Here is a 25,098-nt window from a genome sequence, read left to right on the forward strand (position 1 = left end):
TTTACTTATTTTATCATACCATAAATTTATTCCTCATACGAAAGAAATTACCAATTTGTGAAAGATTTCATAGAAGGATGATTTAAAAATTAAGTGAAAATAAAAAGAGGAAGCAACTTGTATAAAGTTGCTTCCTTTACTATTCAAATTTCGTTGTCATCGTTCCAGTTTTATATTGATTATTAGGATCGAAACGTAATAAATCTCCATAAATTAATTTATCGGAGAGTTTTAATTCTGTTTTTGCTTTTTCAATATACGGCTGACATAACGTCATGTCAGCTTCTTCACCCGTACTTCTTTTGTAGCACATATTTTTTGTATAAACATACTCTTCAGAAACAAAGCTACCATCACGCATTACCATAAGCGGGTCTTTCTCTTTAATAAATAAGTCAGTTCCAAATTCAACGGATTTATTTGTTTTAATACCAAGTAAATGAAGGAGCGTTGGCTTAATATCAATTTGACCGGATACTTTAGAAACAACTTTTCCTTCTTGGCCAGGCACATGAATAATAAGAGGGACTCGTTGTAATTGCATAGAATCGAATGGTGTAATAGTATCTTTTCCTAGGAACTGTGCCATAGCTGCGTTATGGTTTTCGGAAATACCGTAATGATCACCATAGATGACAATAACGGAATTATCATACAATCCTTCTTCTTTTAATTGTTTAATAAATAATTTAAGAGCTTCATCTGTGTAACGAACAGTTGGGAAGTAGCGGTTTACAACACCACTTTCCGAGTTGAATTCATCAACATATTGGTCTTCCGGATTTAGAAGAAACGGAAAATGATTTGTTAATGTAATAAATTTTGTATAGAACGGTTGCGGTAAAGATTTTAACTTTGGAATAGATTGTTCAAAGAACTCTTTATCTTTTAATCCCCAACCGACAGACATTTGCTCCGTTCCTGCGTAATCATTTAAATTAAAATAACGATCATATCCAAGCGCAGGATACATTACATCCCGATTCCAAAACGTTTTATCGTTTGAATGGAAGACGGCAGAAGAATATCCGTATTTCTTTAATTGTTCTGGTGTCGCTGTGTATTCATTTGTTGCATGAGTAAAAAATACAGAACCACGATCTAGCGGATAAAGTGAGTTTTCAACGATAAATTCAGCATCAGAAGTTTTGCCTTGTCCAGTTTGATGATAGAAGTTATCGAAATAGAAACTATCCTTAATAAATTCATTTAAAAATGGTGTAATTTCTTTTCCATTTATTTTTTTATTAATAACAAAGTTTTGTGTAGATTCCATTGAAATTAAAATTACATTTTTACCTTTTGCAGCTCCAAATAAGTTTTTATCAACTTGCTTGTCTTTTGAGTCTGTATAGTTTTTGATTTCAGAAAATCCATCCCCACTTGCAAATACACGCTCAGCTGAAGACTTGGATTGAAGTGTAATATCAAATAGATGATATGTGTATAAACCTAAATTTTTCACGACAGTTTGACGGTCAAATGAGCGTGAGAACATTTGTGGTTTATAAATAACTGATACAACAATTTGTAGTGCTAATAAAGCTGTTACACCGCTAAAGAAAGTTCGCTTCTCTGAGCGGGAAAGTGGTGTTTTGTCGCCAAATGATGGGAATTTACGCGAAATAAACATTAAAATAATTGCATCTGCAAATAAAAGTAATGTTTTGTACGTAAAGAGTTCTTTTATACTTGTCCCTAAATCAGCCATATTGTTTGTTTGGAATAAAACCGGGAAAGTAACGAAATCGTTATAGAACCCATAAAACATTGCGTTTCCAAATAAAATAAATGACAGTATAAAACTGATTCCAATTATAATTCGGTTTCGGTGCTTAGATGCAAGTAAAGCTAAGCCGAAAAATAAAAGTAACGCAGCTAGTGGATTAATAAAAAGCATGAATTCTTCAAAGAAATTATCAATTTTAATATCAAATGCTAGCTTGTACACAATATATGTTTTAATCCATAGTAAAACGACTGCAACGAGTGCAAATCGCAGTTTTGGAAACAGATGTTGTAGCATAATATACTCCTCTCCTAAAAAGCATGACAGTTCTTGTGAGTCAGTTTGCTTAACGACTCATTTTATATATACGAACAGTCCTTTGTTATTATGATTATTATACTATGAGTATCATTATACGAAAATAAAAGAGAGTTGTGGGCTTTTTTATAATAATCGAGTAGAAAAAGAGTGGTGGGAGACAATAAAACAGAATTTCTATGTATGATAATTATCGTACGCAGAAAGAATCGCGTGATAATACGGAGGTTATAATGCGAAAATTATTATATTTTATAGCATGCAGTAGTGTTATACTTTTTACCTCACCGAGTGTGTCAATAGCTCAATATGATGCACCTCTTATGGAAGATGCACTTTATTCTGTTTTATTTCCAAAAATAAATAAAGCAATTGAAAAACAATATGGAAGTTTGAAACCGTATCAATGTCCTAAAATTATTAGTTTAAAGAAAGTGTATAGCGGTACATATTTATTTCAAGCAAGTATTGAAGTGACAAAGTATGAACGTGTTGCTGGGAAAATTTCTCCCCCATTTGAGAAGGTAACGATTACATTTAATAACGAAGAAGGCGAATGGGAAGTGACAAAGATTTCAGTAAAGCGCTTACCAAATGATACAAAATTAAACTGTAAAAAAACAATATAAAAAATTGTTTGACAAATAAAATGGTCCTTTGGTATTGTTAATAGCAACAATTAGATGTTTGAAAATTAAATAGACTTACCTCATCTACTCTCAAAGGTAGAGGCCGCGATAGGAAAGAGTAAGCTATGGGAGATTTCATGGAATCTGTGATCATAGGCTGAAAGGGACTATTGCCGAAATATAAGAATAACCATCTTATTCATATATTGGGACTACATTGAATAAATGTAGTACTGTCATAAGATTTATTTTATGGAGAGCTATTTGGAGATGTTGATGCGGTTTCTTATTTTGAGGAGATAACAACTCGTTTATTTTTTCAATATATATTTTTCCTAATAAGAAACGCGTGTGAACATTGTTCCGCGCGTTTTTTGTCTATCTAAAAGCGTGCTGCAATGAATAGAAGATTGGGGTTATGAGTTTTAGAGGAAATAAGGGAGGAATTTAAATGTATTTACACGGCACAAGCCGAATTAATGGGCAAGGACACTTAGAAATTGGAGGGTGCGATACGACGCAGCTAGCAAAGCAATACGGAACACCACTTTATGTATACGATGAAGAGTCTATTCGAGGAAAATGCCGAGCATTTCATCGTGCTTTTAAAGAAAGTGGTTTCTCTTATCAAGTAGCATATGCAAGCAAGGCGTTCTTGTGCATGGAGATGTGCCGAGTAGCTCGTGAAGAGAATATGTCATTAGACGTTGTTTCTGGAGGAGAATTATATACTGCGCTCCAAGCAGGATTTCCAGCATCACGTATTCATTTTCATGGAAATAATAAAACGGAAGAAGAGATAGTGATGGCTCTTCAGGCGAATATCGGTTGTTTTGTCGTAGATAATTTCTTTGAATTAGAAGTTTTACACGATTTAGCGATGCAACATGGAAAGTTTGTGAACATATTAATTCGTGTAACGCCTGGAGTAGAGGCGCACACACATGAATATATTACAACAGGCCAAGATGATTCGAAATTTGGATTTGGCGTTTCAAACGGTCAAGCGATGCAGGCAATTGGATTTGCTTTACAAAAATCCAATTATAATGTGCTAGGGATTCATTCGCATATCGGATCGCAAATATTTGAAACAGCTGGCTTTGTTCGAGCGATTGAAGTTCTTCGCCAATTTTTAGAAGAAGTGAGAGAGCAAACAAACTATGTAGTAAAAGTGTTAAATGTAGGCGGGGGATTTGGAATACGCTACACAGAGTCGGATACACCGTTAACTCTTGAGACATATGTGCGAGCTGTAACAAGTGCAGTGAGAGAACAATTTACTGTATGTGAATATCCATTGCCAGAAATATGGATTGAACCAGGCCGTAGCATTGTAGGTGATGCTGGGACAACAATTTATACAGTTGGATCTGTGAAAGATATTCCTGGTATTCGGAAATATGTATCAGTCGATGGTGGAATGACAGATAATTTAAGACCTGCTTTATATAGTGCGCGTTATGAAGCAATGTTAGCGAATCGAGGGAATGATGAGAATGAGGAACTCGTTTCGATTGCGGGGAAATGTTGTGAGAGCGGAGATATGTTGATTTGGGATATTCATTTACCGAAAGTCGCTTCTGCTGATTTACTAGCAGTTTCCTGTACAGGAGCCTACGGGTACTCGATGGCGAATAATTACAATCGGATTCGAAGACCAGCCGTTGTCTTTGCAAAAGGCGGAACATCGCAAGTAGTTGTGGAACGCGAAACATATGAAAATATTATTGGGAACGATCGCATACGTATTAAAGAGCTTGTTTAAATAGAAAAAGGAGTTGTTCGGATGGGCAATTCCTTTTTTGTAAAATAAAATAATTAAAATATATCGGAAAACTAGGATTGAAAAAAATCAGAATTGTGATAAAATACAAATACAAAGCTTATCAAGAGAAGCGGAGGGAACTGGCCCGAAGAAGCTCGGCAACCTGCTTATAGAAAGCAAGGTGCTAAATCCAGCAAAATGGAATCCATTTTGAAAGATAAGGTAAAATATATTACCGAACAGTCTTTTCGAAATGGGAAAGATTTTTTTTATGAATAAAAAGGGGGGCTGTTCGCGTGGGTGTACGGGAACATTTTGATGAAGTATCCGAGAAGATTGAAGCGATGCTTGCTGATATGAAATATGGCTCAATTACAATTGTTGTGCAAGATGGAAAAGTAATTCAGTTAGAGAAAAGTGAAAAAGTACGCTTAAAGTGAAAAGCGCTGACTAGAAAAACTAGAGGCGGTTTTAACCTATTTTCATTAGGTTAAAACCGTCTTTTTGCTTTTACAGGGGGAAAAAACATGTTGACGTATGAAACGTGGGAAGAAAATGTTGTTTCGTTTTCGGAAGAAGATGAAACAAAAGGCGCGTTATCAGTATTAAATTGGGCTTATGAAGAGTATAAAGATGAAATCGTCTACGCATGTAGCTTTGGGGTGGAAGGTATGGTATTGCTGCACCTTATAAACCAAGTAAATCCATCTGCTAAAGTTGTATTTTTGGATACAAATGTTCATTTTCAAGAAACATATGAATTAATTCAAAGAGTGAGGGAACGATTTCCTTCATTGAATATTATAGAAAAGCAGCCAGAACTTACACTTGATGAACAGGCGAAGTTGCATGGTGAAAAACTGTGGGAGAGCAATCCGAATCTTTGTTGTAAGATTAGAAAAATTTTACCTTTAGAAAAATCATTAGTCGTGGAAAAAGCATGGATATCGGGCTTAAGAAGGGAACAATCAGAAACACGTAAGCATACAAAGTTTATAAATCAAGATCATCGTTTTCAATCTATTAAAGTTTGTCCACTCATTCATTGGACGTGGAAAGAAGTTTGGCGATATGTATACAAACATAGCTTGCCGTATAACCCGTTGCATGATGTTGGCTATCCAAGTATTGGGTGTGAGAAATGTACTTTACCTGTAGGGGATGGTGGCGATTCAAGAGATGGTAGATGGGCTGGGAAAGTGAAAACCGAATGTGGTCTTCATTATCAATAAGATGAATCTTGAAATAAAGCTAAGAGGGGATATAGAAAATGAGCACAGTAAACGAATTAGTAAACCGTATAGATGAGACATATGATATATCACAAATTGAAAAAGAAATTAAATTAGACAACATTGCTTTAAGTGATTTAGAACTATTGGCGACAGGTGGATATAGCCCGCTTACTGGTTTTTTGGGGAAGGAAGATTATGATTCAGTCGTAGAAACGCTTCGTTTAGCAAATGGTAGTGTGTGGAGTATACCAATTACATTACCGGTAACAGAAGAAGTCGCAGAAAGCCTGAAGACCGGAGAGGAAGTAAAGCTTGTCAACAATGGAAATATATATGGTGCTATTCAAATAGAAGATATTTTCGTACCAGATAAAGAAAAAGAAGCGTTACTTGTATATAAAACAACGGATGAGGCTCATCCAGGAGTGAAAAAATTATATGAACGACCAAACGTTTACGTTGGAGGAACTATTATTCTAACAAAACGCTTTGAAAATAATCAATTTCCTTCTTATCATTTAGACCCAATTGAAACGAGAGAAGAATTTAAAAAACGTGGGTGGAAAACAGTAGTCGGATTTCAAACGAGAAACCCGGTACATCGTGCCCATGAGTATATTCAAAAATCTGCTCTTGAAATTGTAGATGGTCTCTTTTTAAATCCACTCGTTGGAGAAACGAAATCGGACGATATTCCTGCTGATGTAAGAATGGAAAGCTATGAAGTACTCCTTCAAAACTATTATCCGAAAAATCGTGTCTTTTTAAGTGTATTTCCTGCTGCAATGCGTTACGCAGGACCAAGAGAAGCGATATTTCATGCGTTAGTAAGAAAGAATTTTGGATGTACCCACTTTATTGTAGGACGTGATCATGCCGGAGTAGGAGATTATTACGGAACATACGAAGCGCAAGAAATCTTCACGAATTTTACGATAGAAGAGTTAGGCATTACACCACTATTCTTTGAACATAGTTTTTACTGCACGAAATGTGAAGCGATGGCTTCAACGAAAACATGCCCGCACGGAAAAGAAGATCATGTTATTTTATCAGGTACGAAAGTAAGAGAATTATTAAGAAACGGTGAGATTCCGCCAAGTACATTTAGTCGTAAAGAAGTAGTAGAAGTGCTAATTAAAGGTTTAAAAAAAGAAGTAGTAACAGAATAGGGAGAGAACGAGATGGATACGAATATTACTTGGCATACAGCTTCGGTTTCAAAAGATGAGAGAAGAGTGAAGAATGGACATCACAGTTTTGTAATTTGGTTTACTGGTTTATCAGCTTCGGGTAAATCTACAGTAGCGAATGCGGTCGCTCGTAAATTGTTTGAAAAGAATATTGGAAATTATGTGCTGGATGGGGATAACATTCGCCACGGTTTAAATAAAGACTTAGGATTTTCTGAAAGTGATCGCATGGAAAATATAAGACGTATTGGCGAAGTGGCAAAGTTATTTGTAGATCAAGGAACAGTTGTCCTTACAGCATTTATTTCACCATTTCGAGTAGACCGCAAACAAGTAAGAGATTTATTAGCGGCAGATGAATTTATTGAAATTTTTGTGAAGTGTCCGATTGAAGAGTGTGAGAAACGTGATCCGAAAGGGCTTTATAAAAAGGCAAGAAAAGGTGATATTAAGGATTTCACAGGTATTGATTCGCCTTATGAAGAGCCAGAGCAAGCAGAATTAATTGTAGAAACGCACAAATATTCTATTGAAGAATCTGCAGAACAAATCGTGAAGTACTTACAAGAGCGTAGTTTTATCCCGCTATTTGCCGGGAAGTAAAATTCCTACCTCAAAGTTCGGTTGGGGCAAGGAAGTTAGGTGGGGGTCGGGCTGCCCATAAAGACCCGATTGGTTAAGGCTAATAATCAGCGTGGGATGAATAAAACTCTACTGATTAAAGTTTCACTTTATATAGGGGGATTTAAAAATGAGTTATGAAAAAGTATGGGCTAACAATGAAAAACTAAATCAAACGGAGAAAAATAAATTAGAAAAAGATGGCTTAGAAATTTTTAATGATATTCCTTACTATGCGGAAAATGGATTTGAATCTATTCCGAAAGAAGAGTGGGATGCCTTTAAATGGGCAGGATTGTATTTACAACGTCCAAAAGAAGCTGGTTATTTTATGATGCGGGTAAATATTCCGTCAGGGATTATTACAAATGCGCAGGCAGAAGTACTTGCTTCTATCGCTGAGGATTATGGACGTGATGTAATAGATATTACTACCAGACAGGCGATTCAGTTTCACTGGTTAGAAATTCAGCAAATTCCAGATATTTTTAAAAGATTAGCAAGAGTTGGATTATCTTCAGCGGGGGCTTGTGGTGATATAACGCGGAATATTACAGGTAATCCGCTTGCTGGAATTGATGCAAATGAACTATTTGATACGACACATATTGTGAAAGAGGTATATGACTACTTCCAACATAATGAAGAGTTTTCTAACTTGCCACGTAAATTTAAAATGTCTATTAGTTCTAATATTTATAACTCAGCAAACGCAGAGATTAACTGTGTTGCATTTACACCTGCTATGAAAGAAATAGATGGTGAGAAAAAAGTTGGTTTTCATATAAAAGTAGGCGGAGGGTTATCAGCCCGTCCATATTTAGCTGATGAATTAGATGTGTTCGTTTTACCAGAAGAAGTGAAGGCAGTGGCGATTGCGATTGCTACTATATTCCGTGATTTTGGATATCGTGAGAAACGTCATTTAGCCCGTTTGAAATTTCTTGTTGCGGACTGGGGAGCAGAGAAATTTAAAGAGAAACTAATAGAGTATACAGGGCCTTTACAAAGTAAAGGGGAAAGTGCACTTAAAGGATGGAATGCAGGCTATTTTTATGGTGTTCAAGACCAAAAACAAGAGGGATTAAAATATGTAGGTTTTAATGTACCGGTAGGTCGTTTACATGCAGAAGAAATGTTTGAGATTGCAAGAATCGCAAAGCAATATGGAAATGGACAAATTCGTACATGTAATTCACAAAATTTTATTATTCCGAACGTTCCTCCGGAAAATGTAAAAGGATTACTTAGTGAACCGTTGTTTGAAGCGATATCTGCAAGCCCGAAATCATTTATTGGTCATGCGGTTTCATGTACTGGTATTGAATATTGTAATCTTGCACTAGTAGAAACGAAAGAAAGATTACGAAAAATTGCAGAATACTTAGATACACAAATTGCACTCGATGTTCCAGTTCGAATTCATATGGTAGGCTGCCCGAACTCATGTGGTCAACGGCAAATTGCTGACATTGGGTTACAAGGGGTGAAAATGAAAACGAAGGAAAAGGGAATTGTTGAAGCGTTTGAGATATACGTAGGTGGAACGTTGTTAGATGGAGGTGCCTACAATCAAAAGTTAAAAGGAAAAATAGATGGCGAGGATCTACCTGATGTACTCGCATCATTTATAAGTTATTTCAAAGAGAATAAATTACCAGCCGAAACATTTTATAATTTTGTAGGTCGTGTTGGTGTAGATACATTGCAAATAGCGTTAAATAACGTGTTAGAAGAAGTCATAGCGTCTTAGGGGGGCAATATGGATTTATATCGATTTGAAGCTGTATTAGTGAGTGATATTGTTCCGATTGTTGTTGTTGCTCAAAGTGAAGAACAGGCATTTAAGCTTGCGGAGATTGAGCTTGAAAAACATTTTTTACCGTTGCCAGAGGTAAAAGAGATTTCTTTGTTTGAAAAAAAGAAGATTCGAAAAGGTGCGGCATTTGTTATTCATGAGTAGAGATTAGTAATACGAAAAAATAAAAACTTCCATTCTTATATACGAATGGAAGTTTCATTTTAATAGTAGAAATGAGGAGAGATGATGGGGAAGATTTATATTGTTGGAGCGGGTCCTGGCGATCCAGATTTAATTACTGTTAAAGGGTTGAAATGTATTGAGAAGGCAGATGTTATTTTATACGATCGCCTTGTGAATAAAGAGCTGCTTTCACACGCAAAGCCTGACGCGGATTTAATTTATTGCGGGAAACTCCCGAATTATCACACGATGAAGCAAGAAACAATTAATACATTTCTTATTAAGTATGCGAAAAAAGGGAAAGTTGTAACGAGGCTTAAGGGCGGCGATCCATTTGTATTTGGTAGAGGGGGAGAAGAAGCGGAAGCATTAGCAAAGCAAGGTGTACCATTTGAAATCGTCCCAGGTATTTCGTCTGGAATAGCTGCACCTGCTTATGCTGGTATTCCAGTGACGCACCGTGATGCAAGTGCAAGTTTTGCTATTGTGACTGGGCATAGGAAAGAAGGTGCTGAAGAAGAAGTGAAATGGGAAAGTTTAGCGAAAGGTGTAGAGACTTTAGCGGTATATATGGGGGTTAGTAATTTGCCCTACATATGTGAGCAACTTATGAAGTATGGAAAAGATAAAAGTACGCCAGCTGCTATTATTGAGCAGGGGACGACGTCTATGCAGCGTACAGTTGTTGGGACATTAGGAACAATTGTAGATGTTGCGAAAAAAGAGCAAATTCAAAATCCGAGCATGATTGTAATTGGAGAAGTTGTCCGTTTTAGAGAAAAAATCCATTGGTTCGAGAAGCAAACAGAAAATGCTTATCAAGTAAGTGGAGTGTTGTAAAATGAAAGCCGTCTTATATATATGTCATGGAAGTCGTTTGAAGACAGCGAAAGAAGAGGCGATTCAATTTATTACATCGTGTATGAGTCGTATAGAAGCGAATATTCAAGAAGTTTGTTTTTTAGAGTTAGCGAATCCTTCTATTGAAGATGGTTTTCGTACATGTGTGAAGCGTGGGGCCACGGAGATTATTGCCATCCCTGTTTTTTTATTAGCGGCAGGTCATGTGAAGAAAGATATTCCATTTGAATTGGTAAAGCTCAAGAATCAATATCCGAATGTTAAAGTGACTTATGGTAATCCGTTTGGCGTATCAGAAACACTTATAAAATCAGTCTATAACGGAAGTGGTATTGAACAGGAAGGGAAGGCTGAAGTGACCCTTCTGCTCGTTGCAAGAGGAAGTAGTGATCCTGAAGTATTACAAGATATAAAATGGATCGCTTCTTTATTTCAAGCTGAGGAGAAAATTAAAAAAGTTGAGGTTTGTTATTTAGCGGCTGCAGAGCCGAAATTTGAGAGGAAATTGAAGGAAGTTGTAGAACTGGAAGTGGAGAACATCGTTGTGCTACCTTATTTGTTATTTACAGGTTTACTTATGAAACATATTGAGAAAGAAGTGCGCCAATATGCATTGGAAGAGATAAAAATCAGTCCATATTTAGGGAAGAATGAAGCGTTTCAAGATATGTTAATTCAGAAAACGACGGAGTTATTGAAGGGAGATCAGTATGTATCCACTTACAGTGCGAGTTAATGAGAAACGAGTTGTTGTTATTGGTGGGGGAAAAGTTGCAGGATTTAAAATTATTCCTTTACTCAAACAAGGTGCGGATATAATTGTAATAAGTCCAGAATTAGATGCGAATTTAGTAAAATTTGTGGAAGAAAAGAAAATTCGTTGGTATCAAAGAGAATATGAAAAAAGTGATATTAAAAATGCTTTTTTAGTTGTTGCAGCGAGTAGTGATTCAATATTAAATGAACAAGTTGCTGAAGATGCCGCAGAGAATCAATTAGTAAATGTTATTACAAATCCGGAAAGTGGTAATGTTCACTTTCCAGCAGCGATTCATCGTGGTTTGCTTAATATAGCAGTTTCTACTGGGGGAGCGAGCCCAAAGCTCGCAAAAAAAATTCGAGATGAGATTGCAAATAAATATGATGAGACATATGAATCGTATTTAGATTTTTTATATGAAGTAAGGGTGAAGTTAAAAGATTTACAGTTAGAAAAGAGAGATCGAAATATATTGCTCCAAGAAGTGTTGAAATCAGTATATGTGCAAAACGAGAGGGAAAGAGAAAGTTTTTTGCGAGAATTAGAGGGAAAGGTTTTAAAATAATAAAAGATAAAGTGCGCTTTACAAATATAAAAATATAATTTATAATCACAAGTAACTTCAATAGATGAAATCGATGAGCAAGAAGAGTACGTATATTTGATGCGTTCAGAGAGCTGGGGTTAGGTGGGAGCCCGGTACGATAAATTATACAGAATGGGCTTGCGAGAGGTATGTTGAACATTGTAGTAGGCAACCCGGGTTCCGCCGTTAAAAGGATAGAGTATCGGAATTATTCCTGTACTTGAACAAGTGGGATTTATCAATCCAATTGAGGTGGTACCACGATATTTACATTACATATATCGTCCTCTACATGCATATTTGCGTGTAGGGGACTTTTTTATTTTCTAAAGGAGGTGTGCGAGTATGAAATGAAAGTGTATAATTAACAAAAGTTTAAATATTCAGAAAAGGAGAATTTATGATGAAAGAAACACAGCAATGGACGTCGAAAATAGGCTTTGTACTCGCAGCAGCTGGAGCCGCAGTAGGTCTTGGTGCAATATGGAAATTCCCGTATGTTGCAGGTAATGGCGGGGGAGGCGCATTCTTCCTTGTATTTTTACTATTAACTGTATTTATAGGTATGCCTCTTCTAATAGCGGAGTTTGTTATTGGACGTAGCACGCAAAAAGAGGCGGTCACAGCTTATAAAGTACTAGTGCCAAAGAGCAAATTATATCCTTGGATTGGTCGTATGGGAGTTGTTACTTGTTTTAGTGTACTATCTTTTTATAGTGTTGTAGGTGGATGGATTTTACTTTATTTATATTATAGTGTCACAGGAAGTTTCTGGAATGGAGTAGCTGATTATGGACAATTGTTCGGTGAAACGATTTCAAATCCGTTAAGTGCGATTGGAGCGCAATTCATCTTTATGCTTTGTACGATTTTTGTTGTAAGTAAAGGTGTAGAGAAAGGTATAGAAAAGGCAAGTAAGTACATGATGCCGCTATTATTTATTTTATTTATTGCGATTATTGTTCGTGCGTTAACACTCGATGGTGCTTTTGCTGGAGTAGAGTTCTTCTTAAAACCAGATTTTTCAAAGCTTACAGCAGATACGATTTTATACGCGATGGGACAATCTTTCTTCTCACTAACAGTAGGTGCCTCAGTAATGGTCACGTATAGTTCGTATTTAAAGAAAGAGGAACATTTAGCGAAATCAGCAACATCTATTGTAAGTTTAACTGTTTTTGTTACAGTACTTGCAGGATTAGCAATTTTCCCAGCGATTTTCGCATTAGGAGTTAAACCAACTGAAGGACCAGGATTACTGTTTATCGTCCTTCCAGCAGTATTTGCAAAAATACCATTTGGTCAATTTTTCTTTATTATGTTTTTAATTTTATTCTTCTTTGCGACTTTAACATCAGCAATTTCAATGCTTGAAATTGTAGTAGCATCTGTTGCGAAAGGTAATGAGAAGAAGCGTCCGTCAGCATCACTATTAATCGGTATTCTTATTTTTGCAGTCGGTATTCCATCAGCTTTATCATTTGGGATTATGAGTGATGTGAAAATATTCGGGAAAACATTCTTTGATTTAGTTGACTTCTCGGTAAGTAACGTATTGCTGCCGTTAGGAGTACTAGCTATTTCATTATTTGTACCAAATAAAATGAGTAAAGAGTTATTGATGAAAGAATTAGAAGTGACGGAAACGAAGGGGAAAACGTTATTTAACATTTGGTTCTTCTTACTTCGCTATGTTATTCCGGTAACTGTAATAATTGTATTTTTAAATGCGATAGGTGTATTTAAAATGTTTGCATAAAAAAAGGCGGGGATCTCCCGTCTTTTTTTATGTGGATGTTGATGAGTGTAATAAACGATTATATGCTTTATAGGCTGTAGTGACTGCAAGGAATGAACCGATTAAAAATAATACTGAGCCGCCAAATGTAAATATCCGGCCAATATACGTCTCTCTAGCTTCTTCTATTTTTTGTTGTAATTGCGTATTCATATTGATCACCCCGTCAACTATAGGCATTTAGTTATAGTCTATGTAGAATGCCTATAGTGTGTGAAGTGTAAATAAAAAACCTCGGTAGGTACCGAGGTTTTTTATAATCCAATATAAGGAGATGGGTCGACTGCGTTTGTCTTGCCGACATTCCATTCTCCAAGATGAAGTTCGAAGTGTAAATGTTGTCCATATGATTGGCCCGTGTTCCCCATAAATCCAAGCTGATCGCCTTGTTTTACAGTTTGTCCATTCGATACAGAACGGCTATTCATATGAGCATATACTGTCGTATATGTTTTTCCGTTTATACGGTGAGATAAATACACTACGTTTCCGTAACTAGATGATAATTCTGAGCGAATAACAACGCCATCTGCAGCAGCGATAATTGGAACCGTTCCCGAAGCGGCGATGTCAATTCCTTTATGGTTATCTAAAGAACGTACACCAAATCCGGAAGTTTTTGATCCAGCTGCTGGTTTGATAAAGCCACCGATGTTTGTATCATGTGGTGTTGGAGCTGCTTGAGTTGCTTGAGCAGATTTAGTAGCTTGTTGTTTGCGAGCCTCTTCTGCCTGGCGAGCTTCTTCCGCTTTACGAGCTTCTTCGGCCCGTTTTTCTTCTTCAATTGCTTTTTGCACAGCTTGACGTTGATTTTCTAAAATGCCTTTGGATTCTTCTAATCCTTCAATCTCTGAATCTACTTTTGCTACTTTCGTATGTAGATCGTTAATAAGAGTCTGTTGCTGCTGTTGGTTATTTTGTAATTCTTGTTGTTTTTGTTCTAGTTTTTGCTCAGATTCTTTCAGTTGTTGTTCTTTTTTCTCAACAGCCTCTTTTTCTGTAGTTACAGCATTTTGATCAGATGTTTGTTTTTTTACAATATCTGTATCATTGTTTAATATTAAACTTACGGAGTACATATTATCAACAAGATCGGCAATATTTGAAGAATTTGTTAGTACCTCTGTAATGATATTTGTACGCGGTTTTTCTTGCATAGATTGTAATCGTTGTTTAATAACTTCCTGACGTGTATCTATGTTTGTTTGTAATTGTTCTATATGTTTCTTTTTGTCAGTAATTACTTGTTGTGTTTTGCTAATTTCTTTTTTTGTATCGTTTAATTCAGCCTCGTTTTTATTAATAGAAGTAGTTAATTCATCGATTTTCTTCTGTAATTCTTGAATTTCTTTTTCTATTTGTTCTTTCTCGACTGATTTATTTTGTAAGTCACTTTGTTTGCCTTCTAATTCAGATTGAATGTTAGATAGTTTATCTTGATTTGTTTCAGCGTATACGGGTGAAAGTAACGGGGAAGCAAAAATCGTTCCTGCTGCTAAAACACTAAACGCTGCAAATTTCTTTTTCATAGTTGTCTGACTCCTTTCCCTATGAATGTTATATATCATAAGAAGAAGAGTGTCTATCGTTGTAATCATAATGTAAAGAAAACTTTATAAAATTGCTAAGTTTTGTCGGAATTTATCATTTTTCAACTTTAATTGTCATAGTACTTACATTTTATTTATGTCTGTAATAAAGGTATATTTTGGGGTTTATCTGTAAAATACAGGAGGAAAGTAATAGTTTTTATGGGGTGAAATAGTACTTAGAAAGCTAATAAAACACTAGTAAGGAATCGTTCTCATGTGAGGTTTTCTGACATGGGTTTATTTTTTGTCAAGAAAATTATTTGCATTCGGGCAAAGTTATTTTGTTGTCAGATTTTAAATTTTGATTTATGATTTTTAACAGGGACAAAATGTAGTGAATTGTCGAATAATATGTAATACTCTTAATTTCTTAGTTTTATAGAGATAGAATGAGAGATAGAGTGACACATCGAAGAGGGGGTTACAACAAATATGAAAAGAATAGGACTTGCATGGCAAATATTAATAGGGCTTGCGCTTGGTATTGCGGTTGGGGCGATTTTCTTTGATAATCCAGCTGTTGTGAAGTACTTACAACCAATTGGTGATATTTTCATCCGATTAATTAAAATGATCGTTGTACCGATTGTTGTAGCAAGTATTGTTGTTGGGGTTGCTGGTGTTGGCGATGTTAAAAAACTAGGTCGACTAGGCGGAAAAACAATTCTTTACTTTGAAATTATTACAACAATTGCAATTATTGTTGGTCTATTAATAGCGAATATTTTCCAACCAGGAAAAGGCGTAAATATGGAGCAGTTAACAAAGACAGATATTTCGAAATATACACATACGACAGAGCAAGTACAAAGTCATTCATTTGCAGATACGTTTGTAAATATTGTTCCAACGAACATTATGAAGTCATTGGCTGACGGAGATATGCTTGCTATTATCTTCTTCTCTGTACTATTTGGTTTAGGTGTAGCAGCAATTGGTGAGAGAGGAAGACCAGTTCTTCAATTTTTCCAAGGTGTAGCTGATGCAATGTTTTATGTAACAAACCAAGTTATGAAATTTGCACCATTTGGTGTGTTTGCACTAATTGGTGTTACAGTTTCTACATTTGGTCTTGCTTCATTAATTCCATTAGGGAAATTACTAATTGTCGTATATGGAGCAATGATCTTCTTCGTCGTAGTTGTCTTAGGACTTACAGCGAAAATATTTGGAATTAACATTTTCCAATTCTTTAAGATTTTAAAAGACGAGCTGATCTTAGCGTATTCTACAGCAAGCTCAGAAACAGTTTTACCAAAAATCATGGAGAAAATGGAGAAATTCGGTTGTCCGAAAGCAATTACATCTTTCGTTATTCCGACAGGTTATTCATTTAACTTAGATGGATCAACTTTATATCAAGCAATTGCAGCTATTTTCTTGGCGCAAATGTACGGTATTGATTTATCTATTACACAACAAATTACATTATTACTTGTATTAATGGTTACATCAAAAGGTATCGCAGGTGTACCGGGCGTATCATTCGTTGTATTATTAGCGACACTTGGTACAGTAGGTATTCCACCTGAAGGTTTAGCGTTCATTGCTGGTATTGACCGTATTTTAGATATGGCTCGTACAGCAGTTAACGTTGTAGGAAACTCTTTAGCAGCTGTAGTTATGTCTAAGTGGGAAGGTCAATATGACGCTGAAAAAGGACAAGCTTATTTAAAAGAGATTTCTGAAAAGGGTCAAGCTGCTTAATTATAATATGAACAAGCTCTCACATAATATGTGGGGGCTTTTCTGTATATAGAAGAGGAGTAGACATAATGAAACGTAAATATGGTGACGGTTCTTCGTGGAAAAGACTAATAGAAAAGAGTTATACGGTTAAGCAAGTGGAAGAGGGAATGCTCGGAATACTGGATATAAAAAAGGTGAGAGAGCCTAGTTGTAAAGAATATGATGGTAAAGAAATTTGTATTGCAAGTGATGGGTATACGTGGGTTCAATATTTCATTAATGGAAAGAACTTTGCGATTACAGCTATGTTAGATGATAGGCACAATTTAGTGCAATATTATATTGATGTGACGAAAGAATATGAAATAGACGATCGTGGTTTACCGTATTTTGATGATTTATATTTAGATGTAGTATTATTACCCAGCGGTAAGGTGTATATATTAGATGAAGAAGAGCTAGAGGATGCTTATAAAAGTGGCGATGTCACGAAGGAAGAGTATGAGTTAGCTTGGTACACTACGAAATGGATATTAACAGCAATAAAAAATAGTGAATTTTATTGGATTTCAATATTGGAAGAAGAAATCGAAAAGTTAAAATAATTGTTGTATTCAAATTTTTGTATAATTACCAAAAAAATCTATACAAAAAATAATTGACTTTTGTTTTGTAAGCGAGTAAAGTTAGAGAAGAAATTATTATTAAAAAATAAATATGAAACCTTCTTATAAAGAGAGGCGGAGGGACTGGCCCTACGATGCCTCGGCAGCGGACTCGATTTCAGAGTGCTGTGCCAAATCCAGCAAGCATGTGCTTGGAAGATGAGAAGAGCGTTTCTTATAGATGTATAAGACCTCTTCTCATCGGAAGAGGTCTTTTGTTATTCATTAGAAAAAGGTTGAAACTAGGGAGAGATGGTACTTTGAAAGAAACGAGAGGAAATGGTTTAGCTTTATTACCACTTGGGATATTTTTGGCGCTATTTATTGGTTCTGGAATTATTACAGGTGATTTTTATAAATTGCCGATACTTGTAGCGATTTCAATTGCTGTAGGAGTCGCTTTAGTGATGAATCGTAAAGAAAGTTTTAATGTGAAAGTCGAGCGGTTCGCTAAAGGTGCAGGAAATCCGGATATTATGATTATGGTATTAATTTTTGTGCTTGCAGGTGCATTTTCTGAAACTGCTAAAGGAATGGGCGGAGTAGACTCAACTGTTAATTTAGCGTTAACTATTTTACCGCCAGGATTTATCGTAGCTGGAATCTTTGTTATTGGTGCATTTATTTCATTAGCAATGGGAACTTCAATGGGAACAATTGCAGCATTAGCGCCGATTGCTGTAGGTATTAGTGGTCAAACTGATATCTCAATTGCGCTTGCAATGGCTACTGTTGTTGGCGGAGCGATGTTTGGTGATAATTTATCATTTATTTCAGATACAACAATCGCAGCTGTTCGTTCACAAGGAACAGAAATGAAAGATAAGTTTAAAACGAATTTTTTAATTGTGTTACCAGCGGCTATTATTACAATTGTACTATTAGTAATAGTTACTTCAGGAAGTGACACGCAGATTAAAGCACATAGCTTTGATTGGATAAAGATTTTACCGTACGCAGGAGTACTTATTACAGCGCTACTTGGCTGGAATGTACTTATTGTATTAACTGGTGGAACTGTACTATCTGGTGTTATCGGCCTTATAGATAGAAGTTACACGTTAGAAAGTTTCTTTAAAAGTGTAACGACTGGAATGGGCGGTATGATGGAGTTAGTATTACTTGCTATATTAATTGGCGGTATGGTTGAATTAATCCAATATAATGGTGGTATTCAATATTTAATGAATGTATTAACACGTAATATTCGTTCGAAAAAAGGAGCGGAATTTGGTATTGCTGGTTTAGTGAGTATGACGAATATGTGTACAGCGAATAATACGATTTCAATTATCTTTACAGGCCCGCTTGCAAAAAATATTGCAGATCAATATGAAATAGACCCTCGTAAATCAGCGAGTGTATTAGATCTTTTCTCATGTTGTGTACAAGGATTAATTCCGTACGGTGCCCAAATGTTAACGGCAGCAGGATTTGCAGCGTTATCTCCGGTTGAATTGTTGCCATATGCATTTTATCCAATCTTAGTTGGAGTATGTGGGATTGTTTCTATTTTAATTGGATTTCCAAGATTTTCGAAAGTAGCTGAGAAAAAAGAGTATCATAAAACAGCTTAATTTAATATGAATGTTAGTAATTAAAAAAACGTGCAGAGAATAAACTCTGCACGTTTTTTTGCGTAAAGGGCTGAATATGACTCGGTCTTAAGTCTGAGTTAAAAACGGTTCTTAAGCTCGTTATGGAAAGATGAAAAAATAGTTAAGATAAGAGTATCAAATCGAAGGGAGGCAAGCACAAGATGAAACAATTTCTAGCGTTTATCGCAGCCGGTATTTTGGCCTTAATTGCTCTTGGTAGTCTTGCTGGTATTGTAGGATTCGCAATCGGAGCAGGAGTTGTATATTGGAGCTATAAATCATTTGTGCGAGCTAAATCATTTTTTGGAAAGTTAGCTTGGGGTATTGTTGGTTTAATCGGTTTATCCATTGCACTTTCTCATTCGCCAGCATTAATCGGTATCGCTGCTTTAGTGGTTTTATATTACGGATACCGTGAATGGAAAAAAGAAAAAGATGTAGTTGTTGAATCTGCTCCAGAAAGTTCTAAACCATATAGCAACTTTGAAGATGAGTGGAACAAATTAATGAAAAACTAAAACAATAAATCAAATTATAATTAAAGTAAAAGAGAGGAAGATTTATAATGAAACAATCTTTATTCGGACGTGTACGCGATGCAATTTTAGCTGATTTTCATAACGTGTTAGATGAGAAGGAAAGAAAAAATCCAATTGCGATGTTAAACCAATATTTACGTGATAGTGAGCGCGAAATAACAAAAATTGAGAAGTTAATTGAGCGTCATAAAACATTAAAATCTAACTTTGCTCGTGAGCTTGAGCAAGCACGTTATTTCGTTAATAAAAGATCAAAGCAAGCTATCATTGCTCAAGAAGCAGGTGAATTACAATTGCACGAACGTGCGTTAGAAGAGGTAGCTTATTATGAAGGGCAAGTAACGCGATTAGAAGAAATGTATGCAGGTGTTGTAGAGCAAATTGATGAGTTAGAGCGTCGTCTTTCTGAAATGAAAAATAAATTAAAAGAAATGCACGCAAAGCGTATGGAACTAATGGCACGTGAAAATATGGCACATGCAAATCGTCGTATGAATACTGCGATGCATAAAATGGATGAAAATAATCCGTTCTTACGATTTGAAGAAATTGAAGATCACATTCGTGACTTAGAAACTCGTATGAATGAAGAGCATGAGCGTGACACATTTGATATGAAAATTGCAAAACTTGAGCGTGAAATGAAAGAAAAGAATGATGTATCGTTAACGAAAGAGTTAACAAAATAATAGTAGTATATTATAAAACAGGCTTATGATATAGTGATAGGAGAAAAGGTGTTGGAAAGCAATGCCTTTTCTTCTATGTATATGTGACAAGAAGGGGGGAGCTGAAATGAAGAAACATTTTTCAAAGACACAATTAATGGGGATGCTCCTCATCATATTTGGATTCGGTCTTTTTCTTGATATGATACTTGGACATTTTGAACCAGGTGGTCTCATTTTTGCATTTATTATGCTTATGTTTGGAAGGCATTATCGTAAAAAGAATCGTTATGTACGGGGAAATGTATTTTTATTTGTTGGTGGTATCGTATTTTTATTCTTCTTATTTTCATCAGCAGCATTTGTTCTTGTCGTATTTGCTTGTTTAGCTTTAATTGGTTATCAATTGATTCAACAAGGGCATCAGCAAAAAGCGATGAAGGTTGAAATTAAAGAAAAAGGGATTATAGACGAAGAGAAGCAAATATATCGTACAGAACCATATTTGAAAAATATGTTTGTAGGCAATGTACGAATGATGGATCATATTTATGAACTTGAGGATATTAATGTTCAATACGGTGCTTGTGATGTGGAAATAGATTTAACTACTGCTATGATTCCAGAAGGGGAAACCGTAATTGTTATTCGGGGTGTCGTTGGTAATATTCGTTTATATGTGCCATATGATATTGAACTTTCTTTAAATCATTCTGTTATTGTCGGACGTGTGCTCTTGCCAGGTCATGAAGAGACGGGGTTTAACCGCAATGTTACATTTAGAACAGAGCAGTATAAAGAGGCTCCTCGTCGTATTAAAATTATTTCTTCGCTTGTCGTAGGCGACACGGAAGTGAGGAAAGTATAATGAAGAAACAAAAAAATATTTCGTGGATGTATATTCGTTATTCTATGTTGTCCTCAGTTAGTATCGCACTCATTTGTACAATTGTATATGTATGGAAAAGCGAGCAACAAGTGTATGATTTATTATGGAAGGAATCCATCGCTTCTGTTCCAATTGGCTTGTTTATTATGACTACAAGTTTACTTATCGGGGGAATTGTAGGATATGCAATCGGTTACTATATAGAGCAGCGTATACAAGGATTAAATACGTTTCTATTTGAAGTAGAGCGAGGGAATTTTCCGAGCGATGTTTCGTTTACTGCAGATGATGAATTTCATGAAGTGGAACGAAAAGTAATCGTTCTGGCTCGTCGATTAGAGGAGCAAGCTGGACTCTTTCAAAAAGTAACGAATGAACGAGCTCATTGGAATGAAGAGATGAGACAAGAAGCAATTTCTCAAGAAAGGCATCGTTTAGCAAGGGAGTTGCATGATTCAGTAAGTCAGCAACTTTTCGCAATGTCGATGATGATGTCAGCGATTAATGAACAAATAACTGAATTTCCAGATGTGACAAAAAAACAATTACAACTTGTTGAAAATATGGTTGTAAATGCTCAATCAGAAATGAGAGCATTGCTCCTTCATTTACGTCCTGTACAATTGGAAGGTAAGAAACTGACAGAAGGTATAGAGGAATTATTAACGGAATTATCGCGAAAACAACATATGAAAATTGAATGGCTTATTGAGCCAATAGAATTAAAAAAAGGTGTAGAAGATCATTTATTCCGTATTGTGCAAGAAGCGCTATCAAACACGTTGCGACACGCGAAGGCAAAGAAAACAGAAGTGCGCCTTCGAAAAATTGATCAATATGCGATTTTAAAAATCATTGATGACGGCGTTGGGTTTGAAGTAGGGGTTAATAAGGCAGGTTCATATGGCCTAAGATCGATGCAAGAGCGTGTTCATGAAATTGGTGGGACACTCAAGGTACTTAGTTTCCCGGCCAAAGGTACACAAATAGAAGTAAAAGTACCGATTATGATTGAGAGAGGGGGAGAAGTATGATAAAAGTATTGCTTGTCGATGATCATGAAATGGTTCGTATGGGTGTATCGGCATATTTATCTACACAGCCAGATATTGAAGTAGTAGGGGAAGCTGAGAATGGACGAAAAGGATCAGAATTAGCATTGCAATTAAGACCGGATATTATTTTAATGGACCTTGTTATGGATGAGATGGATGGTGTCGAAGCAACACGTGCTATTATTCAAGAATGGCCAGAAGCAAAAATTGTAGTTGTAACAAGCTTTTTAGATGACGAAAAATTGTACCCTGTTATTGAGGCTGGGGCGACCAGTTACTTATTAAAAACATCAAGAGCAAGTGATATTGCTGATGCTGTACGAGCTACTTATGATGGAGAAACAGTATTAGAGCCGAAAGTTACCGGGAAAATGATGTCCCGTATGCGTCAAAAGAAAGAGCAACCTTTGCATGATGACTTAACGGAAAGAGAGTTTGAGATTTTGTTATTAATTGCAGAGGGAAAAAGTAATCAAGAGATTGCGGACGAGTTATTTATTGCACTGAAAACGGTAAAGACACATGTGAGTAACATATTAAATAAATTGAATGTAAGTGATCGTACTCAGGCAGTTATTTATGCATTTAGGCATCAATTAACGAAGTGATAAAGTGAAGCTTTAATTGGCGGGGAATTCCTCGCTGATTATTGGCTCGCTACAATATAGATATGGCGTTAAAATCATTGAATGTTTTTATTGACGATAAATAATGTAAGCGTTATCATTAAGGTATTAACAGTACATACAAAGGGGAGAATGTATATGTTAGTTCAAACTATATTCGGAATGGATAAGTCTAAAAAATTAGGGGATTATGTGAACGCATTACAAGCGCTTTGTGAACAATATAATGTTGAAACAGATAAAATTGCGATTATTGAGGCAACAGAGGAATACTATTTATTTTTAGTAAAGCAAGAAGACTGCTATGATGTTGTTAAGGTAGAAACAGTTGATACGAATATTGAATATTATACGAAAGTGTATAAAATAAGCAGTTTTAATCATACTGCTTATCAAATGTAAAAAAACTCCCTTTCGGGAGTTTTTTTAGGATGCTTTTGCTTCGGTTATTAAGGGAACTTTTTTAGCACCGCTTAGTTTAGCGATAGTAAATCCGATAAGTGCTCCGGCTAATGCTGGCAATAGCCAGCCTATTCCTTCATTATATAAAGGAATAAATTCAAAGTTGGACGTGATAAACGAGACTGGAATACCGCCTTGTTTTAATCCATCAAATACGCTCACAACTGCTGCTCCGATTAAAGCACCTACATAAACAGAGCGATATCCACCGAAGTATTTATGAAGTAACGATAGTAGTACGAGTACAATCGCAATTGGATATACAACAAGTAGAATTGGAACAGAAATTGCGATAATTTTTGTTAAACCTAAGTTGGCAACTAATAATCCTAATGCGCAAATGATACTCGCGAACGTTTTGTATGAAAATGTAGTCAATAATGTTGAAAAATATTGGCTGCACGCAGATACGAGTCCAACGCATGTCGTTAAACAAGCGAGTGTAACGATAAGAGATAATAGGAGCAAACCGTATGGACCAAATAATTGTTGTACGATAACAGTAAGTAGCTTTCCACCATTCTGTGCGTATCCAAGGGAGACACTAGTTGTACCGAGCCAGCCAAGTGCACCATATACAAGTACGAGACCAGTAGCGGCAATAAGCCCTGCTTTTGCTGTTGCGATGGCAATAGATTTACGATCATTCACACCTTTAGAGCGAATTGCATTTACAACGATAATTCCGAATGCAAGCGCTGAAATGGTATCCATCGTTAAGTATCCTTCCATGAAGCCTTTGAAGATTGGAGAAGTTTGATACTCTTGCATTGCTGGTCCTGATTGCCCAAGTGGTGTAAATACACTTTTAACAAACAATAAGAAAATAGAGAGTAATAAAATAGGTGTTAATATATTTCCGATACGATCAACCAGTTTAGATGGATTCAAACTCAGCCAAAATACGATAGCAAAGAATATGATTGTATATACAAATAGCGCTAGGCTGCTAGAGCGAATTGTTTCTGGTAAGAAAGAACTAACACCCATTTCATAAGCGACATTCGCAACACGTGGGATGCCCATGGATGGACCAATGGCAATGTATACAACTACCGTAAAGAATATTCCGAATAATGGATGAACATGACTTGCAAGCTGCTGCATTCCATTTCCTGATAGAGAAATTGCGATAACAGTTAATAATGGTAAACCGACTCCTGTTAGTAAAAATCCAATCATTGCGGGCCAAAAATTTTCGCCTGCGTTTTGCCCAAGCATGGGAGGGAAAATTAAATTACCTGCCCCAAAAAATAAAGAAAATAGCATAAGACCCGTGAAAAAAATATGTTTTTTTGATACAGTGTTCATTGTTTTTCCTCCTTTTTTAAATGCATTTGTAAGAACACAAAAAACTCGTCCCTAAAGAAAGGGACGAGTTATATTTACCCGCGATACCACCCTAATTTACACATGTAGAAATAAATCTATATGTATACGGCTTTGCAACGTACAACATGATACGTGTTCCCTGTAACGGGGGACAGCCGGTAAGAACTTACTGTAACATTCGGTTCTACTTCTCAGAGATGATTTTCGGTTACGCACTGAACGTTGGCTTTCAGCAAATCGCCAACTCTCTGGGGAACAGTTCTATAACGTACTCGTTCTCGTCAATGAATTTTTATTCAAGTATTCTGACAGTATTGTTGCATTTTTTTTTTAGAAAGTCAATATATTTTTTGGAAGATATATTTATATACGGAAATATCGAAAGTGATATTCGTTGTTGCAAAGGGAATGATGAATTGTAAAACGGGAGTAAAAATTTGCGGAGAATTGTAAAATTTATAGAGAAAGTTGATATTTATAGGAGTAAAGAAGGGATTGTTT

25 protein-coding genes, 3 riboswitches and 2 other annotated features are annotated in these 25,098 nt (G+C 35.9%); of the genes, 21 read left to right on the forward strand and 4 right to left on the reverse strand.

What is annotated here, in order from left to right; genetic code table 11:
• Positions 1–139 precede the first annotated feature (139 nt).
• Positions 140–2,026, reverse strand: coding sequence for an LTA synthase family protein (locus ACTJJY_RS01140; protein WP_440604820.1), 1,887 nt, complete (start codon positions 2,024–2,026; stop codon positions 140–142).
• Positions 2,027–2,280: 254 nt separating this feature from the next.
• Between ACTJJY_RS01140 and ACTJJY_RS01145 the strand changes: the two genes are divergently transcribed.
• The 12 genes from ACTJJY_RS01145 to ACTJJY_RS01200 all read left to right on the forward strand — a co-directional run bounded on the left by ACTJJY_RS01145 (position 2,281) and on the right by ACTJJY_RS01200 (position 13,443).
• Positions 2,281–2,676 carry a DUF3888 domain-containing protein gene (locus ACTJJY_RS01145; protein WP_440604821.1) on the forward strand — a complete coding sequence of 132 codons (396 nt, stop codon included), beginning with the start codon at positions 2,281–2,283 and terminating at the stop codon, positions 2,674–2,676.
• Between the two features lie 89 nt (positions 2,677–2,765).
• A riboswitch (Lysine riboswitch) is annotated at positions 2,766–2,947 on the forward strand.
• A gap of 180 nt (positions 2,948–3,127) precedes the next feature.
• A complete protein-coding gene (gene lysA / locus ACTJJY_RS01150) occupies positions 3,128–4,444 on the forward strand; it encodes a diaminopimelate decarboxylase (protein ID WP_000280643.1) in 1,317 nt (438 codons plus the stop codon).
• Between the two features lie 115 nt (positions 4,445–4,559).
• Positions 4,560–4,668: riboswitch (SAM riboswitch) on the forward strand.
• Positions 4,669–4,740: 72 nt separating this feature from the next.
• The gene (locus ACTJJY_RS01155; RefSeq protein ID WP_000538896.1) at positions 4,741–4,884 is read left to right on the forward strand and encodes a YezD family protein; all 144 of its coding nucleotides are present in this window, start codon (positions 4,741–4,743) and stop codon (positions 4,882–4,884) included.
• 87 nt (positions 4,885–4,971) lie between these two features.
• Complete coding sequence (locus tag ACTJJY_RS01160) at positions 4,972–5,676, forward strand: phosphoadenylyl-sulfate reductase (RefSeq protein WP_000959018.1); 705 nt, start codon at positions 4,972–4,974, stop codon at positions 5,674–5,676.
• A 38-nt stretch (positions 5,677–5,714) separates the two neighbouring features.
• Positions 5,715–6,851: a sulfate adenylyltransferase gene (gene sat / locus ACTJJY_RS01165; RefSeq protein WP_053564911.1), complete on the forward strand. Its 1,137-nt coding sequence runs from the start codon at positions 5,715–5,717 to the stop codon at positions 6,849–6,851.
• 12 nt (positions 6,852–6,863) lie between these two features.
• Positions 6,864–7,475 (forward strand): adenylyl-sulfate kinase, encoded by a 612-nt coding sequence (gene cysC / locus ACTJJY_RS01170; protein WP_440604822.1) that lies wholly within the window; start codon positions 6,864–6,866, stop codon positions 7,473–7,475.
• Between the two features lie 148 nt (positions 7,476–7,623).
• The gene (locus ACTJJY_RS01175) at positions 7,624–9,246 is read left to right on the forward strand and encodes a nitrite/sulfite reductase (protein WP_440604823.1); all 1,623 of its coding nucleotides are present in this window, start codon (positions 7,624–7,626) and stop codon (positions 9,244–9,246) included.
• A gap of 9 nt (positions 9,247–9,255) precedes the next feature.
• Positions 9,256–9,456 (forward strand): DUF3906 family protein, encoded by a 201-nt coding sequence (locus ACTJJY_RS01180; protein ID WP_000366918.1) that lies wholly within the window; start codon positions 9,256–9,258, stop codon positions 9,454–9,456.
• A gap of 84 nt (positions 9,457–9,540) precedes the next feature.
• Positions 9,541–10,317, forward strand: a complete 777-nt coding sequence (cobA, locus tag ACTJJY_RS01185; protein ID WP_440604824.1) for a uroporphyrinogen-III C-methyltransferase — start codon at positions 9,541–9,543, stop codon at positions 10,315–10,317.
• Between the two features lies 1 nt (position 10,318).
• On the forward strand, positions 10,319–11,074 hold the full coding sequence (locus tag ACTJJY_RS01190; RefSeq protein ID WP_213743710.1) for a sirohydrochlorin chelatase: 756 nt from the start codon (positions 10,319–10,321) through the stop codon (positions 11,072–11,074).
• Positions 11,049–11,663 carry an NAD(P)-binding protein gene (locus ACTJJY_RS01195; RefSeq protein WP_098033715.1) on the forward strand — a complete coding sequence of 205 codons (615 nt, stop codon included), beginning with the start codon at positions 11,049–11,051 and terminating at the stop codon, positions 11,661–11,663. The genes ACTJJY_RS01190 and ACTJJY_RS01195 overlap by 26 nt, the downstream gene beginning before the upstream one ends.
• A gap of 64 nt (positions 11,664–11,727) precedes the next feature.
• Positions 11,728–11,976 (forward strand) — a binding site (T-box leader).
• Positions 11,977–12,087: 111 nt separating this feature from the next.
• On the forward strand, positions 12,088–13,443 hold the full coding sequence (locus tag ACTJJY_RS01200; protein ID WP_440604825.1) for a sodium-dependent transporter: 1,356 nt from the start codon (positions 12,088–12,090) through the stop codon (positions 13,441–13,443).
• A gap of 27 nt (positions 13,444–13,470) precedes the next feature.
• Here the strand turns inward: ACTJJY_RS01200 and ACTJJY_RS01205 are convergent, their stop codons facing one another.
• Both ACTJJY_RS01205 and ACTJJY_RS01210 read right to left on the reverse strand, forming a co-directional pair.
• Positions 13,471–13,635 (reverse strand): hypothetical protein, encoded by a 165-nt coding sequence (locus ACTJJY_RS01205; protein WP_001096002.1) that lies wholly within the window; start codon positions 13,633–13,635, stop codon positions 13,471–13,473.
• A gap of 101 nt (positions 13,636–13,736) precedes the next feature.
• Positions 13,737–15,011 carry a murein hydrolase activator EnvC family protein gene (locus tag ACTJJY_RS01210; RefSeq protein WP_029441822.1) on the reverse strand — a complete coding sequence of 425 codons (1,275 nt, stop codon included), beginning with the start codon at positions 15,009–15,011 and terminating at the stop codon, positions 13,737–13,739.
• A gap of 495 nt (positions 15,012–15,506) precedes the next feature.
• Here ACTJJY_RS01210 and gltP point away from each other — a divergent pair, with 495 nt between their 5' ends.
• The 9 genes from gltP to ACTJJY_RS01255 all read left to right on the forward strand — a co-directional run bounded on the left by gltP (position 15,507) and on the right by ACTJJY_RS01255 (position 23,205).
• The gene (gltP, locus tag ACTJJY_RS01215; RefSeq protein WP_000821130.1) at positions 15,507–16,781 is read left to right on the forward strand and encodes a glutamate/aspartate:proton symporter GltP; all 1,275 of its coding nucleotides are present in this window, start codon (positions 15,507–15,509) and stop codon (positions 16,779–16,781) included.
• Positions 16,782–16,849: 68 nt separating this feature from the next.
• The gene (locus ACTJJY_RS01220; RefSeq protein WP_440604826.1) at positions 16,850–17,368 is read left to right on the forward strand and encodes a DUF402 domain-containing protein; all 519 of its coding nucleotides are present in this window, start codon (positions 16,850–16,852) and stop codon (positions 17,366–17,368) included.
• Positions 17,369–17,488: 120 nt separating this feature from the next.
• Positions 17,489–17,594: riboswitch (SAM riboswitch) on the forward strand.
• 94 nt (positions 17,595–17,688) lie between these two features.
• Positions 17,689–19,005 (forward strand): Na+/H+ antiporter NhaC family protein, encoded by a 1,317-nt coding sequence (locus tag ACTJJY_RS01225; protein ID WP_440604827.1) that lies wholly within the window; start codon positions 17,689–17,691, stop codon positions 19,003–19,005.
• 182 nt (positions 19,006–19,187) lie between these two features.
• Positions 19,188–19,544, forward strand: a complete 357-nt coding sequence (locus tag ACTJJY_RS01230) for a lmo0954 family membrane protein (protein WP_000808640.1) — start codon at positions 19,188–19,190, stop codon at positions 19,542–19,544.
• Positions 19,545–19,591: 47 nt separating this feature from the next.
• Positions 19,592–20,254: a PspA/IM30 family protein gene (locus tag ACTJJY_RS01235; protein WP_000814127.1), complete on the forward strand. Its 663-nt coding sequence runs from the start codon at positions 19,592–19,594 to the stop codon at positions 20,252–20,254.
• Between the two features lie 106 nt (positions 20,255–20,360).
• Positions 20,361–21,101, forward strand: coding sequence for a cell wall-active antibiotics response protein LiaF (liaF, locus tag ACTJJY_RS01240; RefSeq protein WP_000716094.1), 741 nt, complete (start codon positions 20,361–20,363; stop codon positions 21,099–21,101).
• Positions 21,101–22,156, forward strand: coding sequence for a sensor histidine kinase (locus tag ACTJJY_RS01245; protein WP_000744326.1), 1,056 nt, complete (start codon positions 21,101–21,103; stop codon positions 22,154–22,156). Before liaF ends, ACTJJY_RS01245 begins: the two co-directional genes overlap by 1 nt.
• Positions 22,153–22,785, forward strand: a complete 633-nt coding sequence (locus ACTJJY_RS01250; RefSeq protein ID WP_000598707.1) for a response regulator — start codon at positions 22,153–22,155, stop codon at positions 22,783–22,785. The genes ACTJJY_RS01245 and ACTJJY_RS01250 overlap by 4 nt, the downstream gene beginning before the upstream one ends.
• Before the next feature lie 81 nt (positions 22,786–22,866).
• On the forward strand, positions 22,867–23,205 hold the full coding sequence (locus tag ACTJJY_RS01255) for a DUF3922 domain-containing protein (protein WP_440604828.1): 339 nt from the start codon (positions 22,867–22,869) through the stop codon (positions 23,203–23,205).
• A gap of 24 nt (positions 23,206–23,229) precedes the next feature.
• Here ACTJJY_RS01255 and brnQ3 read toward each other — a convergent pair whose 3' ends face one another.
• The gene (gene brnQ3, locus ACTJJY_RS01260) at positions 23,230–24,576 is read right to left on the reverse strand and encodes a branched-chain amino acid transport system II carrier protein BrnQ3 (RefSeq protein ID WP_440604829.1); all 1,347 of its coding nucleotides are present in this window, start codon (positions 24,574–24,576) and stop codon (positions 23,230–23,232) included.
• 56 nt (positions 24,577–24,632) lie between these two features.
• Positions 24,633–24,891, reverse strand: a binding site (T-box leader).
• Between the last annotated feature and the right edge of the window lie 207 nt (positions 24,892–25,098).

This window comes from Bacillus sp. 22475 (assembly GCF_052044835.1).
GTDB classification, from domain to species: Bacteria; Bacillota; Bacilli; order Bacillales; family Bacillaceae_G; genus Bacillus_A; species Bacillus_A cereus.

What these genes read in the sequence shown, in the direction of transcription:
- lysA (WP_000280643.1), top strand. Translation starts at nt 3,128, where the DNA reads ATGTATTTACACGGCACAAGCCGAATTAATGGGCAAGGACACTTAGAA.
- cobA (WP_440604824.1), top strand. Translation starts at nt 9,541, where the DNA reads ATGGGGAAGATTTATATTGTTGGAGCGGGTCCTGGCGATCCAGATTTA.
- ACTJJY_RS01220 (WP_440604826.1), top strand. Translation starts at nt 16,850, where the DNA reads ATGAAACGTAAATATGGTGACGGTTCTTCGTGGAAAAGACTAATAGAA.
- ACTJJY_RS01255 (WP_440604828.1), top strand. Translation starts at nt 22,867, where the DNA reads ATGTTTTTATTGACGATAAATAATGTAAGCGTTATCATTAAGGTATTA.
- ACTJJY_RS01200 (WP_440604825.1), top strand. Translation starts at nt 12,088, where the DNA reads ATGAAAGAAACACAGCAATGGACGTCGAAAATAGGCTTTGTACTCGCA.
- ACTJJY_RS01175 (WP_440604823.1), top strand. Translation starts at nt 7,624, where the DNA reads ATGAGTTATGAAAAAGTATGGGCTAACAATGAAAAACTAAATCAAACG.
- gltP (WP_000821130.1), top strand. Translation starts at nt 15,507, where the DNA reads ATGAAAAGAATAGGACTTGCATGGCAAATATTAATAGGGCTTGCGCTT.
- ACTJJY_RS01145 (WP_440604821.1), top strand. Translation starts at nt 2,281, where the DNA reads ATGCGAAAATTATTATATTTTATAGCATGCAGTAGTGTTATACTTTTT.
- sat (WP_053564911.1), top strand. Translation starts at nt 5,715, where the DNA reads ATGAGCACAGTAAACGAATTAGTAAACCGTATAGATGAGACATATGAT.
- brnQ3 (WP_440604829.1), bottom strand. Translation starts at nt 24,576, where the DNA reads ATGAACACTGTATCAAAAAAACATATTTTTTTCACGGGTCTTATGCTA.
- ACTJJY_RS01180 (WP_000366918.1), top strand. Translation starts at nt 9,256, where the DNA reads ATGGATTTATATCGATTTGAAGCTGTATTAGTGAGTGATATTGTTCCG.
- liaF (WP_000716094.1), top strand. Translation starts at nt 20,361, where the DNA reads ATGAAGAAACATTTTTCAAAGACACAATTAATGGGGATGCTCCTCATC.
- cysC (WP_440604822.1), top strand. Translation starts at nt 6,864, where the DNA reads ATGGATACGAATATTACTTGGCATACAGCTTCGGTTTCAAAAGATGAG.
- ACTJJY_RS01205 (WP_001096002.1), bottom strand. Translation starts at nt 13,635, where the DNA reads ATGAATACGCAATTACAACAAAAAATAGAAGAAGCTAGAGAGACGTAT.
- ACTJJY_RS01245 (WP_000744326.1), top strand. Translation starts at nt 21,101, where the DNA reads ATGAAGAAACAAAAAAATATTTCGTGGATGTATATTCGTTATTCTATG.
- ACTJJY_RS01190 (WP_213743710.1), top strand. Translation starts at nt 10,319, where the DNA reads ATGAAAGCCGTCTTATATATATGTCATGGAAGTCGTTTGAAGACAGCG.
- ACTJJY_RS01250 (WP_000598707.1), top strand. Translation starts at nt 22,153, where the DNA reads ATGATAAAAGTATTGCTTGTCGATGATCATGAAATGGTTCGTATGGGT.
- ACTJJY_RS01230 (WP_000808640.1), top strand. Translation starts at nt 19,188, where the DNA reads ATGAAACAATTTCTAGCGTTTATCGCAGCCGGTATTTTGGCCTTAATT.
- ACTJJY_RS01140 (WP_440604820.1), bottom strand. Translation starts at nt 2,026, where the DNA reads ATGCTACAACATCTGTTTCCAAAACTGCGATTTGCACTCGTTGCAGTC.
- ACTJJY_RS01235 (WP_000814127.1), top strand. Translation starts at nt 19,592, where the DNA reads ATGAAACAATCTTTATTCGGACGTGTACGCGATGCAATTTTAGCTGAT.
- ACTJJY_RS01160 (WP_000959018.1), top strand. Translation starts at nt 4,972, where the DNA reads ATGTTGACGTATGAAACGTGGGAAGAAAATGTTGTTTCGTTTTCGGAA.
- ACTJJY_RS01210 (WP_029441822.1), bottom strand. Translation starts at nt 15,011, where the DNA reads ATGAAAAAGAAATTTGCAGCGTTTAGTGTTTTAGCAGCAGGAACGATT.
- ACTJJY_RS01195 (WP_098033715.1), top strand. Translation starts at nt 11,049, where the DNA reads ATGTATCCACTTACAGTGCGAGTTAATGAGAAACGAGTTGTTGTTATT.